Here is a 13,053-nt window from a genome sequence, read left to right on the forward strand (position 1 = left end):
TCACGGTGTGTAGCCCCCTGGTGGAATGCGCCGGGTGACCATCACCCGGTTCCAGTTGTTGATGGCGACGATCAGCGCGACGAGATGGGCGAGCCGGGTCTCGTCGAAGTGCGCGGCGGCACGCTCGTACACCTCGTCGGGCACGAACCCGTCGGTGAGGACGGTGACCGCCTCGGTCAGCGCGAGCGCGGCCCGTTCCCGCTCGCTGAAGACGTCCTCGGCCTCCTCCCAGGCGGCCAGCAGGTCGAGCTGCCGCTCGCTCACGCCGTACTTCCTGGCGAGGGTGAGATGCATGTCCAGGCAGAACGCGCAGTGGTTGAGCTGCGAGGCCCGGATCACCACGAGCTCGGCGAGGGCGGGGTCGCCGAGGCCCTTCTTGGCGGTCGCGCTGAGCGTGGACATGGCCTGCCCGACCGCCCGGTCGAGGAGCCGGGTCCGCACCGTCACCCGTGCTGTCCCGGCTCGTAGTGCCCCGGGGCCATGCGGAAGGTCACTCCGAACCGGTTCCACGCGTTGATCACGGCGATCGCGGAGATCAACTGCGCCAGCTCGGCCTCCTCGAAGTGCTCGGCGGCCTTGGCGTACACCTCGTCGGGCACGAAGCCGTCCGTCAGGACGGTCACCGCCTCGGTCAGCTCCAGCGCCGCGAGTTCCTTCTCGGTGTAGAAGTGCCGCGACTCGTCCCAGGCGCTGAGCTGGATGATCCGCTCGACGCTCTCACCCGCGGCGAGCGCGTCCTTGCTGTGCATGTCGACGCAGAGGGCGCAGTGGTTGATCTGCGAGGCGCGGATCTTCACCAGCTCGTACAGCCGGTGGTCGAGGCCCTTCTTGGCGGCCGTGTCGAGACGGATCATCGCCTTGTACACGTCGGGGGCGAGCTGGGCCCAGGGCAGCCGGGCCGGTTGTTCGGGGGCGTACTCCGCGGTCGTCGTGATCTCTTCGGTGGTCGTCATGTTCTCGACCCTAGGAGCGAAGCAGCCCAGGAGTATGGTCCACTTCCATGGCGAAACATTGGGCCACTTTGGGCATCGACCTCCATTTGGAACCGGCGGGTCCGGGCCTGCGCCGGGGCCTGACCGACGCCCTGCGCGACGCGGTCCGCTCCGGCCGCCTCGCCCCCGGCACCCGCCTCCCCTCCTCCCGCTCCCTCGCCGTCGACCTCGGCATCGCCCGCAACACGGTCGCCGAGGCCTACGCCGACCTGGTCGCCGAGGGCTGGCTCACCGCCCGCCAGGGCTCGGCCACCCGGGTGGCCGACCGCACGGTGATCCCGCCGATCGCCACCGCCGAGCCCGGCCGCACCGCCCAGCCCCAGGCCACCGCCCAGCCCCGAACCACCCCGCCCCACCGCGTCCCCGCCCCCGCTCCCACCCGCGTCCCCGCCCCACCCCGTCGGGAACGCCCCCGCCCCGTCTACGACCTGGTCCCCGGCACCCCTGACCTCTCCGCCTTCCCCCGCATCGAGTGGCTCAAGGCGGCACGCCGCGCCTTCCTCGCCGCCCCGCACCAGGCCCTCGGCTACGGCGACCCGCGCGGCCGCCCCGAACTGCGCGCCGCCCTCGCCGGCTACCTCTCCCGCGCGCGGGGCGTGCGCGCCGACCCCGAACGCATCGTCCTGTGCGCGGGATTCACGCACGGTCTGCACCTGCTCGGCAGGGTGCTGCGGGCACGCGGCGCGGACACGGTGGCGGTGGAGTCGTACGGCCTGCCCCCGCACTGGAAGCAGCTGACGGCGGCCGGTCTGTCCACCACCCCGCTGCCCTTCGACGAACTCGGCACGGATCCGGCGGCGCTGACCCATGAGGGGGCCGTCCTCCTCACCCCCGCCCACCAGTTCCCCATGGGCGTGCCCCTGCACCGCGACCGCCGGGCGACGGTGGTGGACTGGGCACGCCGCACCGGCGGCCTGGTCCTGGAGGACGACTACGACGGCGAGTTCCGCTACGACCGCCAGCCCGTCGGCGCGCTCCAGGGCCTGGACCCCGACCACGTCGTCTACCTGGGCACCGCCAGCAAGTCCCTCGCCCCCGGCCTGCGTCTGGCCTGGATGGTGCTGCCGCCGGCACTGGTGGAGGAGGTGACGGCGGCGAAGGGCGGCGTGGACACCTGTGGCGCCCTGGACCAGTTGACCCTGGCGGAGTTCCTCACGTCCGGCGCCTACGACCGCCATGTCCGCGCCGCCCGACTGCGTTACCGGCGCCGCCGGGACGCCCTCGTGCGGGCGCTGGCCGCCCAGGCCCCGCACCTCGAGGTCACCGGCATCGCGGCCGGCCTCCACGTCCTCCTGCGCCTGCCACCCGGCACGGAACAGTCCGTGGTCCAGGCGGCGACCTGGCAGGGCCTCGCCCTGCACGGCCTGACGTTCTTCCGCCACGAGGCCGCCACGACGGAACCCCCGGACGCCCTGGTCGTGGGCTACGGGACACCGGCGGATCATGCCTGGGCGGGGGTGCTGGAAGCGCTGTGCCGGGTGTTGCCGTGACGTCCGGGAGGGAGTGGGCGAGGAACCGAGGAACCCGGTGCGCGGTGACCTGTCCTGCGGACTGTCCCGCTGACTGTCCTGCGGCGCGTCCGCCGGCGCCTCCCCGACCGCCCCGCGCGCTCGCCGTCCGCGCGGCCATCGCCTGAAGGATGGTGGCCGTGCCGAAGCAGACCGCCGCACCAAGGGCGTAGATCATTCCAAAGCGTACGAAGCGACTGCAGGTGTGAGGGTGCCGACGGGGGTCCCTGCGAGGCTGCGTTCAGCGGTCTTTAGGCTGTCCGCCGAACGCCAACCGGATCATCGGGGGAGACACACATGGCGGAAACGCGACGCAGGCTGCGCTCGAGCACGGTCGTACTCGGCGGTATGGGAGTCATAGCGGCGGCTCTGACCTCCTGCGGTTCGGAACCCGACCGCCGCTGCGTCGACCGCGACAGCTACACCTACGAGGGCTACAAGGTCATCGCGGACAAGAACTGCAAGTCCGGCTCCGGTTCGAGCTCGTCGTCCGCCAGGGGCGGCAAGAAGACGAGGTCCACCGGTTCCGACGCCGCCTGGTACTACGACGCCGACGTCTCCGCCGGCCGCGCCGACTACGGCACCTTCAGCCGTGGCGAGGCCGTCGACCGAGGCGGCTTCGGCTGCTCGGGCTCGGGCAGCGGCGGCGGCTGAGCGGACCCGCAGATGGAGCGCCGCACGATCGACCCCCGCCCCGGCTGGCAGCAGACCGTCGAGGAGCAGGGGCTCATCTACCCCCTCACCCGCTACCCCGACAACTCCCTGCGTCCGTACTGGGACGAGAGCGCCCACTACGTCTTCTCCCTGCCGGAGGTCGAGGCGCTGGAGGAGGTCGTCGAAGAACTCCACGGCATGTGCCTGGCGGCAGCCGAGCACATCGTCGCGCGGAATCGCTTCGCCGACCTCGGCATCACCGACCCGCGCGTCGCGGACGCGGTCGCCGACGCCTGGCGCCGCCGCGCCGAACTCCCCTCCGTCTACGGCCGCTTCGACCTCCGCTACGACGGGACCGGCCCGGCCAAGCTCCTGGAGTACAACGCCGACACCCCCACCTCCCTGGTCGAGGCCGCCTCGCCCCAGTGGTTCTGGATGGAGGAACGCTTCCCCGGCGCCGACCAGTGGAACTCCCTCCACGAACGCCTCGTCGCCGCCTGGAAGAAGCAGTCCGCCCTGCTCCCGCCCGGCGGCCCCCTCTACTTCGCGTACTCCTCCGCCGACGAACTCGGCGAGGACATGATGACCGTCGCCTACCTGAAGGAGACCGCGGAGCAGGCTGGCCTGGACACCGGCTGGATCTCCATGGAGGAGATCGGCTGGGACCGCCTCTCGGGCCGCTTCGTCGACACCCGGCTCCAGTTCATCCGCAGTTGCTTCAAGCTCTACCCCTGGGAGTGGCTCACCACCGACCGCTTCGCCCGCCACGTCCTCGACACCCTCGACAACGGCGGCGGCACCGGCACGACCCTGTGGATCGAGCCCGCCTGGAAGATGCTTCTCAGCAACAAGGCCCTCCTCGCCATCCTCTGGGAGCTCTACCCGGACCACCCGAACCTCCTGCCCAGCTACCTCGACGGGCCAAGGGAATTGGCAAGCACGACCGGCTACGTCGCCAAGCCACTGCTGGGCCGGGAGGGCGCTGGGGTGACCGTGCACGAGCGGGGCGCCGACCCCGTCGTACGCGACGAGCCCTGCTGCTACCAGCAGTTGGCCCCCCTGCCCGCCTTCGACGGCAATCACGTCGTCCTCGGCGCGTGGGTCGTCGAGGGCGAGGCGGCGGGCCTCGGCATCCGTGAGTCGTCCGACCTGATCACGGACGAGTACGCACGCTTCCTGCCCCATGTGATCCTGTAGCGCCGCTGCCGCCCGCCTCGGGCAACGCATCTTGTCCTGAGCGCACCTCCCCAGACTCCCGTCTCCTCCAAATCCGCGTCGCGGGGCCGAAATCTTCTGGGCCGAAAACCATGTGCCCTGCCTGCTCGCGAAGCGATACGATACGTCTCGTCTCACATTGCTCGGCCAGTCAAAGGGAGCCTCATGGACCACTTCATCGACGCCGCACCCGGCATCCGCCTCTGGGCCGAGGACCACGGCGCCCCCGACGCGCCCCCACTCCTGCTGATCATGGGCGCCCTGGCCCCCGGCCTCGGCTGGCCGGACGAACTCGTCGCCCTGCTCGCCGCCCAGCACCGGGTGATCCGCTACGACCACCGGGACACCGGCCGCTCCACGTGGGCCTACGACGAGCAGCCCTACCCCCTTACGACACTCGCGGACGACGCCCTCGCGGTCCTGGACGGACTCGGCGTCGCGCGCGCCCACGTCGTCGGCATGTCGCTGGGCGGCATGCTCACCCAGCTCCTGATCGCCGACCACCCCGACCGCCTGCTGAGCGCGACCCTGGTCGGCACAGGCGCCCTCAGCGACACCCCGTACGTCCACCCGGACGGCACGCGCACCCCACCGGAGGAACTGCCCGGCCCGGACCCCCAGGTCATGGAACTGTGGTCCCGGCCGTGGACGGACGAGGGCCCGGAAGCGGAACTGGACCGACGGACGGAACACTGGCGGGCGCTGGCCGGCGACCGACTTCCCTTCGACGCAGCCTACTTCCGCGCCCTGGAACGGAAGATCATCGCCCACACCGGTCACCACACGCCCGGCGACGCCCACGCCCGCGCGGACACCTCGGGCATGCTCCGCACCGAACAACTCGCCCGCACCGAGGTCCCCACCCTCGTCATCTCGGCCCCCGCCGAACCGGTCTACCCCGTCCCGCACGCCCACCACCTCACCCAGACCATCCGCGGCGCCCGCCTCGCCGAGATCCCCGGCATGGCCCACGCCCTCCCACCCGAGATCCACAAGCCGCTCGCCACCGAGATCCTCGACCACACGGCGCACCACTGAGGCGAGCCGTCTCACACCCCGAGCACACCCCGCAACTGGGCGAGCCCCCAGTCCAGATCCTCCTTTCCGATCACCAAGGGCGGCGCGATCCGGATCGTCGCCCCATGGGCGTCCTTCACCAGCACACCCCGGTCCATCAGCTTCTCGGACACCTCCCGCCCCGTGCCGAGCGCCCGTGCGATGTCGACCCCAGCCCACAGCCCGCGCCCGCGCACCGCCGTCACCCGACCCGTCCCGGCCAACGCCCCCAGCTCCCGGTGCAGATGCGCGCCGAGCTCCGCCGCCCGTGCCTGGAACTCGCCCGTCCGCAGCATCGCGATCACCTCCAGCGCCACCGCACAGGCCAGTGGGTTCCCGCCGAACGTCGACCCGTGCTCCCCCGGCCGGAACACCCCGAGCACATCGGCCGACGACACCACCGCCGACACCGGCACGACCCCGCCCCCGAGCGCCTTCCCGAGCACATACACATCCGGCACCACCCCCTCGTGCTCGCACGCGAAGGTCCGCCCCGTCCGCCCCAACCCCGACTGGATCTCGTCCGCCACGAACAGCACGTTTCGCTCCCGCGTCAGTTGCCGGACGGCCGGGAGGTACCCGTCCGGGGGCACCAGGACGCCGGCCTCTCCCTGGATCGGCTCCAGCAGCACGGCGACCGTGTTCTCCGTCAGCGCCGACCGCATCGCCGTCAGATCCCCGTACGGCACGATCTCGAATCCCGGCGTGTACGGCCCGAAGTCCGCCCGCGCCTCCGGGTCGGTGGAGAAGCTGATGATCGTCGTCGTACGCCCGTGGAAGTTGTTCGCGGCGACCACGATCTTCGCCATCTCCGCCGGCACGCCCTTGACCCGGTACCCCCACTTCCGGGCGGTCTTCACCGCCGTCTCCACCGCCTCCGCCCCCGTGCTCATCGGCAGCACCATCTCCATCCCGCACAGCTCGGCGAGCTGCTCGCAGAAGGTGGCGAACCGGTCGTGATGGAACGCCCGCGAGGTCAGCGTCACCCGCTCCAACTGCGCCTTCGCCGCGTCGAGGATCCGCCGGTTGCAGTGCCCGAAATTGAGCGCCGAGTACCCGGCCAGCAGATCCAGATACCGCCGCCCCTCCACATCCGTCATCCAGGCCCCGTCCGCGGTCGCCACCACGACCGGCAACGGGTGATACGTGTGCGCACTGTGCGCGTCGGCGGTGGCGATCAGGGATTCGGTGGTGCTCGACGTACTCACGGGGCTCTCCGTTTCCGCCACCACGAGGTCCCGTGCCGCGACCGTCACGAGACTCGTGGCCACTGTCCGTTTCTGGCTGGTCGAGTGCTTTTCGGCCCCTTCCTACCGTTGCTCGCATGGTGGACGCGGGACCATGTCCCATCGGCGCGCCCGGTAGTCTGATCGACGGGCCGTGACTGGCGCGCTGGGATGGGACCGACCATCGGGGAGCGGCCCACTGGACCTGATCGTCCAGCACCGAGTGCCGTGCGCCTGGGCCGTACCGTGAACGCTGCACACGACGTCCGGAGGTCCCCATGTCAGCCGAGCCCCTCTCCACCGAGTCCACCGCCTTCCGTTCCGCCCTCGACGTGATCCGCGCCGTCGAGCCGCGCGTGGCCGACGCCATCGGCCAGGAGGTCGCCGACCAGCGCGAGATGCTCAAGCTGATCGCCTCCGAGAACTACGCCTCCCCGGCCACCCTCCTGGCGATGGGCAACTGGTTCAGCGACAAGTACGCCGAGGGCACCGTCGGCCGCCGCTTCTACGCCGGCTGCCGCAACGTCGACACCGTCGAGTCCCTCGCCGCAGAACACGCCCGCGAACTCTTCGGCGCCCGCCACGCCTACGTCCAGCCCCACTCCGGCATCGACGCCAACCTCGTCGCCTTCTGGGCCGTCCTCGCCGCCCGCGTCGAGACCCCCGCCCTGGAGAAGGCCGGCGTCCGCCAGGTCAACGACCTCTCCGAGGCCGACTGGGCGGAACTGCGCCGCGCCTTCGGCAACCAGCGCATGCTCGGCATGTCCCTGGACGCCGGCGGCCACCTCACCCACGGCTTCCGCCCGAACATCTCCGGCAAGATGTTCGACCAGCGCTCCTACGGCACCGACCCCGCCACCGGGCTGATCGACTACGACGCCCTGCGCGTCTCCGCCCGCGAGTTCAAGCCGCTGATCATCGTCGCCGGCTACTCCGCCTACCCCCGTCTCGTGAACTTCCGGATCATGCGCGAGATCGCCGACGAGGTCGGCGCCACGCTCATGGTCGACATGGCCCACTTCGCCGGTCTCGTCGCCGGCAAGGTCCTCACCGGCGACTTCGACCCGGTCCCGCACGCCCAGATCGTCACCACGACCACCCACAAGTCACTGCGCGGTCCGCGCGGCGGCATGGTCCTGTGCGACGACTCCCTCAAGGACCAGGTCGACCGCGGCTGCCCGATGGTCCTCGGTGGCCCGCTGCCGCACGTCATGGCCGCCAAGGCCGTCGCCCTGGCCGAGGCCCGCCAGGAGTCCTTCCGCGACTACGCCCAGCGCATCGTCGACAACTCCCGGGCGCTGGCCGAGGGCCTCATGCGCCGGGGCGCGACCCTGGTGACCGGCGGCACGGACAACCACCTGAACCTGATCGACGTCGCCTCCTCCTATGGCCTCACCGGCCGCCAGGCCGAGGCCGCGCTCCTTGAGTCCGGCATCGTCACCAACCGCAACGCCATCCCGGCCGACCCCAACGGCGCCTGGTACACCTCCGGCATCCGCATCGGCACCCCCGCCCTGACCACCCGTGGCCTGGGCACCGCCGAGATGGACGAGGTCGCCGCCCTCATCGACCGCGTCCTCACCACCACCGAGCCGGGCACCACCAGCAAGGGCGCCCCCTCCAAGGCCCAGCACGTGCTCGACCCGAAGATCGCCGACGAGATCTCGCATCGCGCCACCGACCTCGTGGCAGGCTTCCCGCTGTACCCGGAGGTCGACCTGGGCTGACGGCCACCGCGATCTCCCGGGCCTCACAGGTCCAGGTCGATCAACTCATGGCGTGGCTCCTCCCGCGGCGGTCCGGCTCCCGGCTGGGCCGCCGCGCGGCGTATCAGCAGCGTGCCGCCGACCCCGGTCGCCACCCCGACGGCCAGCCCGGCCAGCCCCGGCACCGCCCACCCGGCACCATCCGTTACCCAGCCGGCCCGATCCCCGGCGTCAGCCGCCAAGACGGTCCCGCCCTCCGTCTCGCCCAGCAGCTCCGCCAGATCGAGGCGCTCGAAGACGGTGCGCGGCGCTCGATGCCACCGGATGTCGTCGTCCTCCACTTCCGGCGCGAGATCCGAACGCACCCAGGGTGTGCCGTCCTCGGTCACGAACAACTGGTCCTGCCGGTGGACGGCCACGTCCCCGCCGGGAGGCTGATTCGTCTGCGGCCAGCCGCCGACTCCGGTCAGGCCCCAGACCACCGTGATCCGCATCGGCGGATGACGCCCCTCGACCCAGTCCTCCGACACCCGCTCCGTCCCGACGTACGTCGGCTGCAACAGTTGCCACAGGCGGGCGAAGGCGGATTCGCCGGAGCGCAACGCCGTCGTCCGGCCGGTGCCGCCCGCGAGCACCATCGCCACGTCGGGGACGTCATCGCCCTGCGTCGGCCGGGCCGCCGCGGTGGTCGCCGGCCCGCACAGGACCAGCGCGGCCGACACCGGTATGAGCACGAGCACCATGAGCCGCACCCTTCCGCCTCCGTTCCGCCATCGGTCTCGCCCTCGTGCCCTCATCAGTCCCCCTCCACGTCTCACAAGCCCCCTCAGACCCCAATGTCGCTGCCTTCCTCCGGCGTGCCGGACGGCGCTGTCCCTGCTGCGGCCGGTTCTCATACGTCGCGCAGCTCTTGCCTCGGCCCTGGCTCGCCCCGCAGGCGGTCCAGTGGCAGCCGCGCGGCAAAGGGGCGCAGTACCAGCGCCAGAACCGCTCCCGCCGCCGCGCCCGGCAGTGCCCACCACCAGCCGGTGCTGGCATCCGACCCGGACGACCGGGCCGGGCCCGCCTCGGTCGCCGTCTCCGCGGCGTCGGCAGCGTTCTCGGCACCCTCGTCCGTCCCGGACGTCTCCCAGGCCGGCGGGAAGATCGCAGTGCTTCCTCCAGCCGGGGCCATGCCCATCAGGTCCAGCTTCTTGAGCAGAGCGCGCAGCTCGGACGGATGGTCGGCGCGGTGCCAGGTGCCGTTCGTCGTCCTGTCCAGGTTCGCCGCCGTGTGTATCCAGACGGCCTCCCCGTCGTCGACCGGGTAGACCCGGTCGAGGCGCCAGGGCGTCACGTCATGGAGCATCCAGGTCACATTGATCTGACGGGCTGCCGTCAGGCCGGCCTCGGGCGGCTTGTCACGCGTGCCCGTGCCCGGGGTGCCGAGCAGCTTCGCCAACTCGCTGTATTCCTTGTCGGAGCAGTACAGCGAGGCCGTCTTCCTGCTCTCCGGTGAGACCAGGAGCACGCTCGTCGACCCTCCGGCCGACGCGGGCGCCGCATTCCACATCAGGAGGGCGAGCGCCGCCGCGAACGCCCCTGTCAGCGCCGTCAGTTCACGACACCTGCCCCTCCACCCGGACCCGCGCCCGCGCGGCCGGTCTCCCGAGCACCCCAGCCCCTGTCCCGGTCGGCGCAGCCGCTCTCCCAAGCGGCCGACCCCATGTGCGCACATCCGAACCCCCAAAGCCGAGCGATCCCGTGCGGCCCGTCCCCGAGCCGCTTGTCACTTCTGGTACACCGCCCGACCCGCCTGGGTTCCCACCCTGAACCCGCTATTTCGGGAGCTCCTCGATGCCGGTCTCCGCAGCGCCTGTCCCGGAGACGTCGCTGCAGCACCTATGCGCGAGACTTTGCCGCAGCAGCTATCCCGAGGCTTTCCCGCGGCACCTACTCCGGGGACTCCTCGGACGACCCCCCGAGAGACCGCGCGATCTCCACCGCCCGCTCCTTCGCGGCCACTCCTTCCAGCCGCAGCGTCACGGCCTCGCCGCCGCCCCCGTGGGTCCACAGCAACGTCGGTCCGGCTGTGCGCTTCTCGCGTGTGTAGCGTTCGCCGTCGGCGTCCACCAGCCAGAAGGTCAGCAGGTGCGGTCGGCGAAACCACAGGGCCGGGTCGGACATGGTGCCGTGCGCGGTGTCAGCGCCCAGCGAGATCCATTCCGGCACATCACGCACGGTCTTGGCGAAGCCGAGGTCCAGGCGCGCGCGACGCTCCTCCAGCCGTATCGTGCGCCCGCCCTCGCGCCAGCAAAGGCTGACCAGGAACCGTCCCTGGGACTCATCGGTCACCGCGACGGAGTCCGGCATGCCGAGTCCCTCGGGCACCAGCGGCTCGAACCCGGCCCGGCGCTCGGCCTGCGCCAACGACACCGAGCGGCCACAGCCGGGGACCCCGGCACCGGGCGACGGCACCGCCGACGGGTCGTACCGCACCTCGACCCCGGCGAAGTCGAACCAGTCGAAGACCGCCGCCCGCACCGGAGGCGTGAGCACCAGCACCGTCAGCAGGCCGCACAGGGCCGCGGTCAGCGAGCGCCATCGCGCCCGCGTCCAGTGCCGCACGGCCCGCAGCCGCTCGGCCGCACCCGGCGGCTCAGCGACCGGAACCGGCACCTGCTCGGCGAGTATCTGCCCCAGCACCCGCTCGACCATCGTCTCGGCGCCGTCCGCCCCACCCGCCGCGTCCAGCGAACGCCCGAGCGCACGCAGCTCCTGGGGCAGCCGAGCCGCGTGCGAACGCCGATCGCGATCACCGGCGCCTGCGCCACCCTCGGCGCCGTCAGGCTCGTACGCGTGGCGCCCCTCGCCGTCGTACGCCCCCTGCCCCTCGCCGTCGTACGCCCCCTGCCCGTCGCCGTCGTACGGCTTCCGACCGTCACTCATGCTCATCACCCCCTTCCCGAGGCTGAAAATCCGGCAGCATGCGCTCCAGCTTCCGCAGCGCGCGGTTCAGCCGGGACTTCACCGTGCCCCGGGGCCAGCCCAGGGCCTGGGCCGTCTCGCACTCGTCCATTTCCAGCAGATAGCGGTAGGTGACGACCAGGCGGTGCTCCTCGCTCAGCTTCTCCAGGGCGGCCTGCAGCGCGGCCCGGCGCTCTATCTCCAGCGCGGCCACCGCAGGGTCGGCCGATTCCGGTATCAGCGGCTCCGCCTGCGCGAACGCCGCCTCACGCCCGGCGAGGGTGCGCTGGCGGGCCGCCGTGCGCACTGTGTTCCTCGTCTCATTGGCGACGATCGCCAGCAGCCATGGCTTGAACGCCGCGCCGTCCTTGAACCGGCCCAGCGAGCAGTACGCCTTGACGAACGCCTGCTGCACCACGTCCTCCGCGTCCGCACCCGCCCCGAGCGCCGCGGCCGCCCTGAGCGCGATGCCCGTATGGGCCCGCACCAGCTGCGCGTACGCCTCCGGCTCCCCGGCGCGTACGCGTGCGATCACCGCGGCCTCATCGACGATGCGGCCCCCCTCCCGCGTTCTCACACCTTTGTTACACCGCTGGAGGCGGATCGGTTCCCACCTGTTTCCGACCAGTTCCGGGCCGGGCCCCGGGACCTGAGAGAATGGTGAGCATGGCCTCTGATCGACCCCGCGTGCTCTCCGGAATCCAGCCCACCGCAGGCTCGTTCCACCTCGGCAACTACCTCGGCGCCGTCCGCCAGTGGGTGGCTCTGCAGGAGACCCACGACGCGTTCTACATGGTCGTCGACCTGCACGCGATCACGCTCCCGCAGGACCCGGCGGACCTGCGCGCCAACACCCGGCTGGCCGCCGCCCAGCTCCTCGCGGCCGGACTCGACCCCGAGCGCTGCACGCTGTTCGTCCAGAGCCACGTCCCCGAGCACGCCCAGCTCGCCTGGGTCATGAACTGCCTCACCGGCTTCGGCGAGGCGTCCCGCATGACCCAGTTCAAGGACAAGTCCGCCAAGCAGGGCGCCGACCGGGCGTCGGTCGGCCTGTTCACGTACCCGATCCTGCAGGTCGCGGACATCCTGCTGTACCAGGCCCACGAGGTCCCGGTCGGCGAGGACCAGCGCCAGCACATCGAGCTCACCCGCGACCTCGCCGAGCGCTTCAACGGCCGCTTCGGCCAGACCTTCACCGTCCCGAAGCCGTACATCCTCAAGGAGACGGCGAAGATCTACGACCTTCAGGACCCGGCGATCAAGATGAGCAAGTCGGCGTCCACGCCGAAGGGCCTCATCAACCTGCTCGACGAGCCCAAGGCCACCGCCAAGAAGGTCAAGAGCGCGGTCACCGACACCGAGACGGTCATCCGCTACGACGTCGTGAACAAGCCGGGCGTCAGCAACCTGCTCACGATCTACTCGACCCTCACGGGGACGGGAATCGCGGAACTGGAGCAGCAGTACGACGGCAAGGGCTACGGTGCGCTCAAGACGGACCTCGCCGAGGTCATGGTCGAGTTCGTGACGCCCTTCCGGGAGCGCACCCAGCAGTATCTGGACGACCCGGAGACGCTGGACTCGATCCTGGCCAAGGGTGCGGAGAAGGCGCGCGCCGTCGCCGCGGAGACGCTCTCCCAGGCGTACGACAGGGTGGGCTTCCTGCCCGCCAAGCACTGAGCCCCGCCACGGCGGGCGGCGGCCGGCACACCGCCGTACCACCGCACAGCGCTGCACATCACTACGGTTG

Annotated in this window: 13 protein-coding genes and 1 riboswitch; of the genes, 6 read left to right on the plus strand and 7 right to left on the minus strand. The window is 71.4% G+C overall.

Going from position 1 to position 13,053, the window contains the following annotated elements; translation table 11 throughout:
- Both ABZ078_RS28410 and ABZ078_RS28415 read right to left on the minus strand, forming a co-directional pair.
- A complete protein-coding gene (locus ABZ078_RS28410) occupies positions 1–447 on the minus strand; it encodes a carboxymuconolactone decarboxylase family protein (protein ID WP_356579802.1) in 447 nt (148 codons plus the stop codon).
- Positions 444–953, minus strand: coding sequence for a carboxymuconolactone decarboxylase family protein (locus ABZ078_RS28415; RefSeq protein ID WP_356579803.1), 510 nt, complete (start codon positions 951–953; stop codon positions 444–446). The genes ABZ078_RS28410 and ABZ078_RS28415 overlap by 4 nt, the downstream gene beginning before the upstream one ends.
- A gap of 47 nt (positions 954–1,000) precedes the next feature.
- Here ABZ078_RS28415 and ABZ078_RS28420 point away from each other — a divergent pair, with 47 nt between their 5' ends.
- The 4 genes from ABZ078_RS28420 (at position 1,001) to ABZ078_RS28435 (ending at position 5,407) form a co-directional block, all read left to right on the plus strand.
- Entirely contained in the window at positions 1,001–2,482 is a 1,482-nt protein-coding gene (locus ABZ078_RS28420; protein WP_356579804.1) for a PLP-dependent aminotransferase family protein, read from the plus strand.
- A gap of 315 nt (positions 2,483–2,797) precedes the next feature.
- The gene (locus ABZ078_RS28425) at positions 2,798–3,154 is read left to right on the plus strand and encodes a hypothetical protein (RefSeq protein ID WP_356579806.1); all 357 of its coding nucleotides are present in this window, start codon (positions 2,798–2,800) and stop codon (positions 3,152–3,154) included.
- 12 nt (positions 3,155–3,166) lie between these two features.
- Positions 3,167–4,351, plus strand: coding sequence for a glutathionylspermidine synthase family protein (locus ABZ078_RS28430; RefSeq protein ID WP_356579807.1), 1,185 nt, complete (start codon positions 3,167–3,169; stop codon positions 4,349–4,351).
- 183 nt (positions 4,352–4,534) lie between these two features.
- Entirely contained in the window at positions 4,535–5,407 is an 873-nt protein-coding gene (locus ABZ078_RS28435; RefSeq protein WP_356579809.1) for an alpha/beta hydrolase, read from the plus strand.
- An 11-nt stretch (positions 5,408–5,418) separates the two neighbouring features.
- Here the strand turns inward: ABZ078_RS28435 and rocD are convergent, their stop codons facing one another.
- Entirely contained in the window at positions 5,419–6,633 is a 1,215-nt protein-coding gene (gene rocD, locus ABZ078_RS28440) for an ornithine--oxo-acid transaminase (protein ID WP_356579811.1), read from the minus strand.
- A 162-nt stretch (positions 6,634–6,795) separates the two neighbouring features.
- A riboswitch (ZMP/ZTP riboswitch) is annotated at positions 6,796–6,898 on the plus strand.
- Positions 6,899–6,929: 31 nt separating this feature from the next.
- On the opposite strand from rocD, the gene ABZ078_RS28445 reads away from it, so the two are divergent.
- Positions 6,930–8,378: a glycine hydroxymethyltransferase gene (locus ABZ078_RS28445; protein ID WP_356579813.1), complete on the plus strand. Its 1,449-nt coding sequence runs from the start codon at positions 6,930–6,932 to the stop codon at positions 8,376–8,378.
- 23 nt (positions 8,379–8,401) lie between these two features.
- On the opposite strand, the gene ABZ078_RS28450 is transcribed toward ABZ078_RS28445, so the two are convergent.
- The 4 genes from ABZ078_RS28450 to ABZ078_RS28465 all read right to left on the minus strand — a co-directional run bounded on the left by ABZ078_RS28450 (position 8,402) and on the right by ABZ078_RS28465 (position 11,838).
- Entirely contained in the window at positions 8,402–9,100 is a 699-nt protein-coding gene (locus ABZ078_RS28450; RefSeq protein ID WP_356579815.1) for a hypothetical protein, read from the minus strand.
- 149 nt (positions 9,101–9,249) lie between these two features.
- The gene (locus ABZ078_RS28455) at positions 9,250–9,867 is read right to left on the minus strand and encodes a hypothetical protein (RefSeq protein ID WP_356579817.1); all 618 of its coding nucleotides are present in this window, start codon (positions 9,865–9,867) and stop codon (positions 9,250–9,252) included.
- Between the two features lie 422 nt (positions 9,868–10,289).
- The gene (locus ABZ078_RS28460) at positions 10,290–11,285 is read right to left on the minus strand and encodes a hypothetical protein (RefSeq protein WP_356579819.1); all 996 of its coding nucleotides are present in this window, start codon (positions 11,283–11,285) and stop codon (positions 10,290–10,292) included.
- Positions 11,278–11,838 carry an RNA polymerase sigma factor gene (locus ABZ078_RS28465; RefSeq protein ID WP_356579820.1) on the minus strand — a complete coding sequence of 187 codons (561 nt, stop codon included), beginning with the start codon at positions 11,836–11,838 and terminating at the stop codon, positions 11,278–11,280. Before ABZ078_RS28465 ends, ABZ078_RS28460 begins: the two co-directional genes overlap by 8 nt.
- Before the next feature lie 131 nt (positions 11,839–11,969).
- Here ABZ078_RS28465 and trpS point away from each other — a divergent pair, with 131 nt between their 5' ends.
- On the plus strand, positions 11,970–12,983 hold the full coding sequence (gene trpS / locus ABZ078_RS28470; protein WP_356579822.1) for a tryptophan--tRNA ligase: 1,014 nt from the start codon (positions 11,970–11,972) through the stop codon (positions 12,981–12,983).
- Positions 12,984–13,053 lie beyond the last annotated feature (70 nt).

Source organism: Streptomyces sp. NPDC006385 (assembly GCF_040612485.1).
GTDB lineage: Bacteria > Actinomycetota > Actinomycetes > Streptomycetales > Streptomycetaceae > Streptomyces.

Excerpts from the sequence above, each read along its gene's own strand:
- ABZ078_RS28415 (WP_356579803.1), bottom strand. The coding sequence starts at position 953 with ATGACGACCACCGAAGAGATCACGACGACCGCGGAGTACGCCCCCGAA.
- ABZ078_RS28420 (WP_356579804.1), top strand. The coding sequence starts at position 1,001 with ATGGCGAAACATTGGGCCACTTTGGGCATCGACCTCCATTTGGAACCG.
- ABZ078_RS28425 (WP_356579806.1), top strand. The coding sequence starts at position 2,798 with ATGGCGGAAACGCGACGCAGGCTGCGCTCGAGCACGGTCGTACTCGGC.
- ABZ078_RS28430 (WP_356579807.1), top strand. The coding sequence starts at position 3,167 with ATGGAGCGCCGCACGATCGACCCCCGCCCCGGCTGGCAGCAGACCGTC.
- ABZ078_RS28435 (WP_356579809.1), top strand. The coding sequence starts at position 4,535 with ATGGACCACTTCATCGACGCCGCACCCGGCATCCGCCTCTGGGCCGAG.
- ABZ078_RS28445 (WP_356579813.1), top strand. The coding sequence starts at position 6,930 with ATGTCAGCCGAGCCCCTCTCCACCGAGTCCACCGCCTTCCGTTCCGCC.
- ABZ078_RS28450 (WP_356579815.1), bottom strand. The coding sequence starts at position 9,100 with ATGGTGCTCGTGCTCATACCGGTGTCGGCCGCGCTGGTCCTGTGCGGG.
- ABZ078_RS28460 (WP_356579819.1), bottom strand. The coding sequence starts at position 11,285 with ATGAGTGACGGTCGGAAGCCGTACGACGGCGACGGGCAGGGGGCGTAC.
- trpS (WP_356579822.1), top strand. The coding sequence starts at position 11,970 with ATGGCCTCTGATCGACCCCGCGTGCTCTCCGGAATCCAGCCCACCGCA.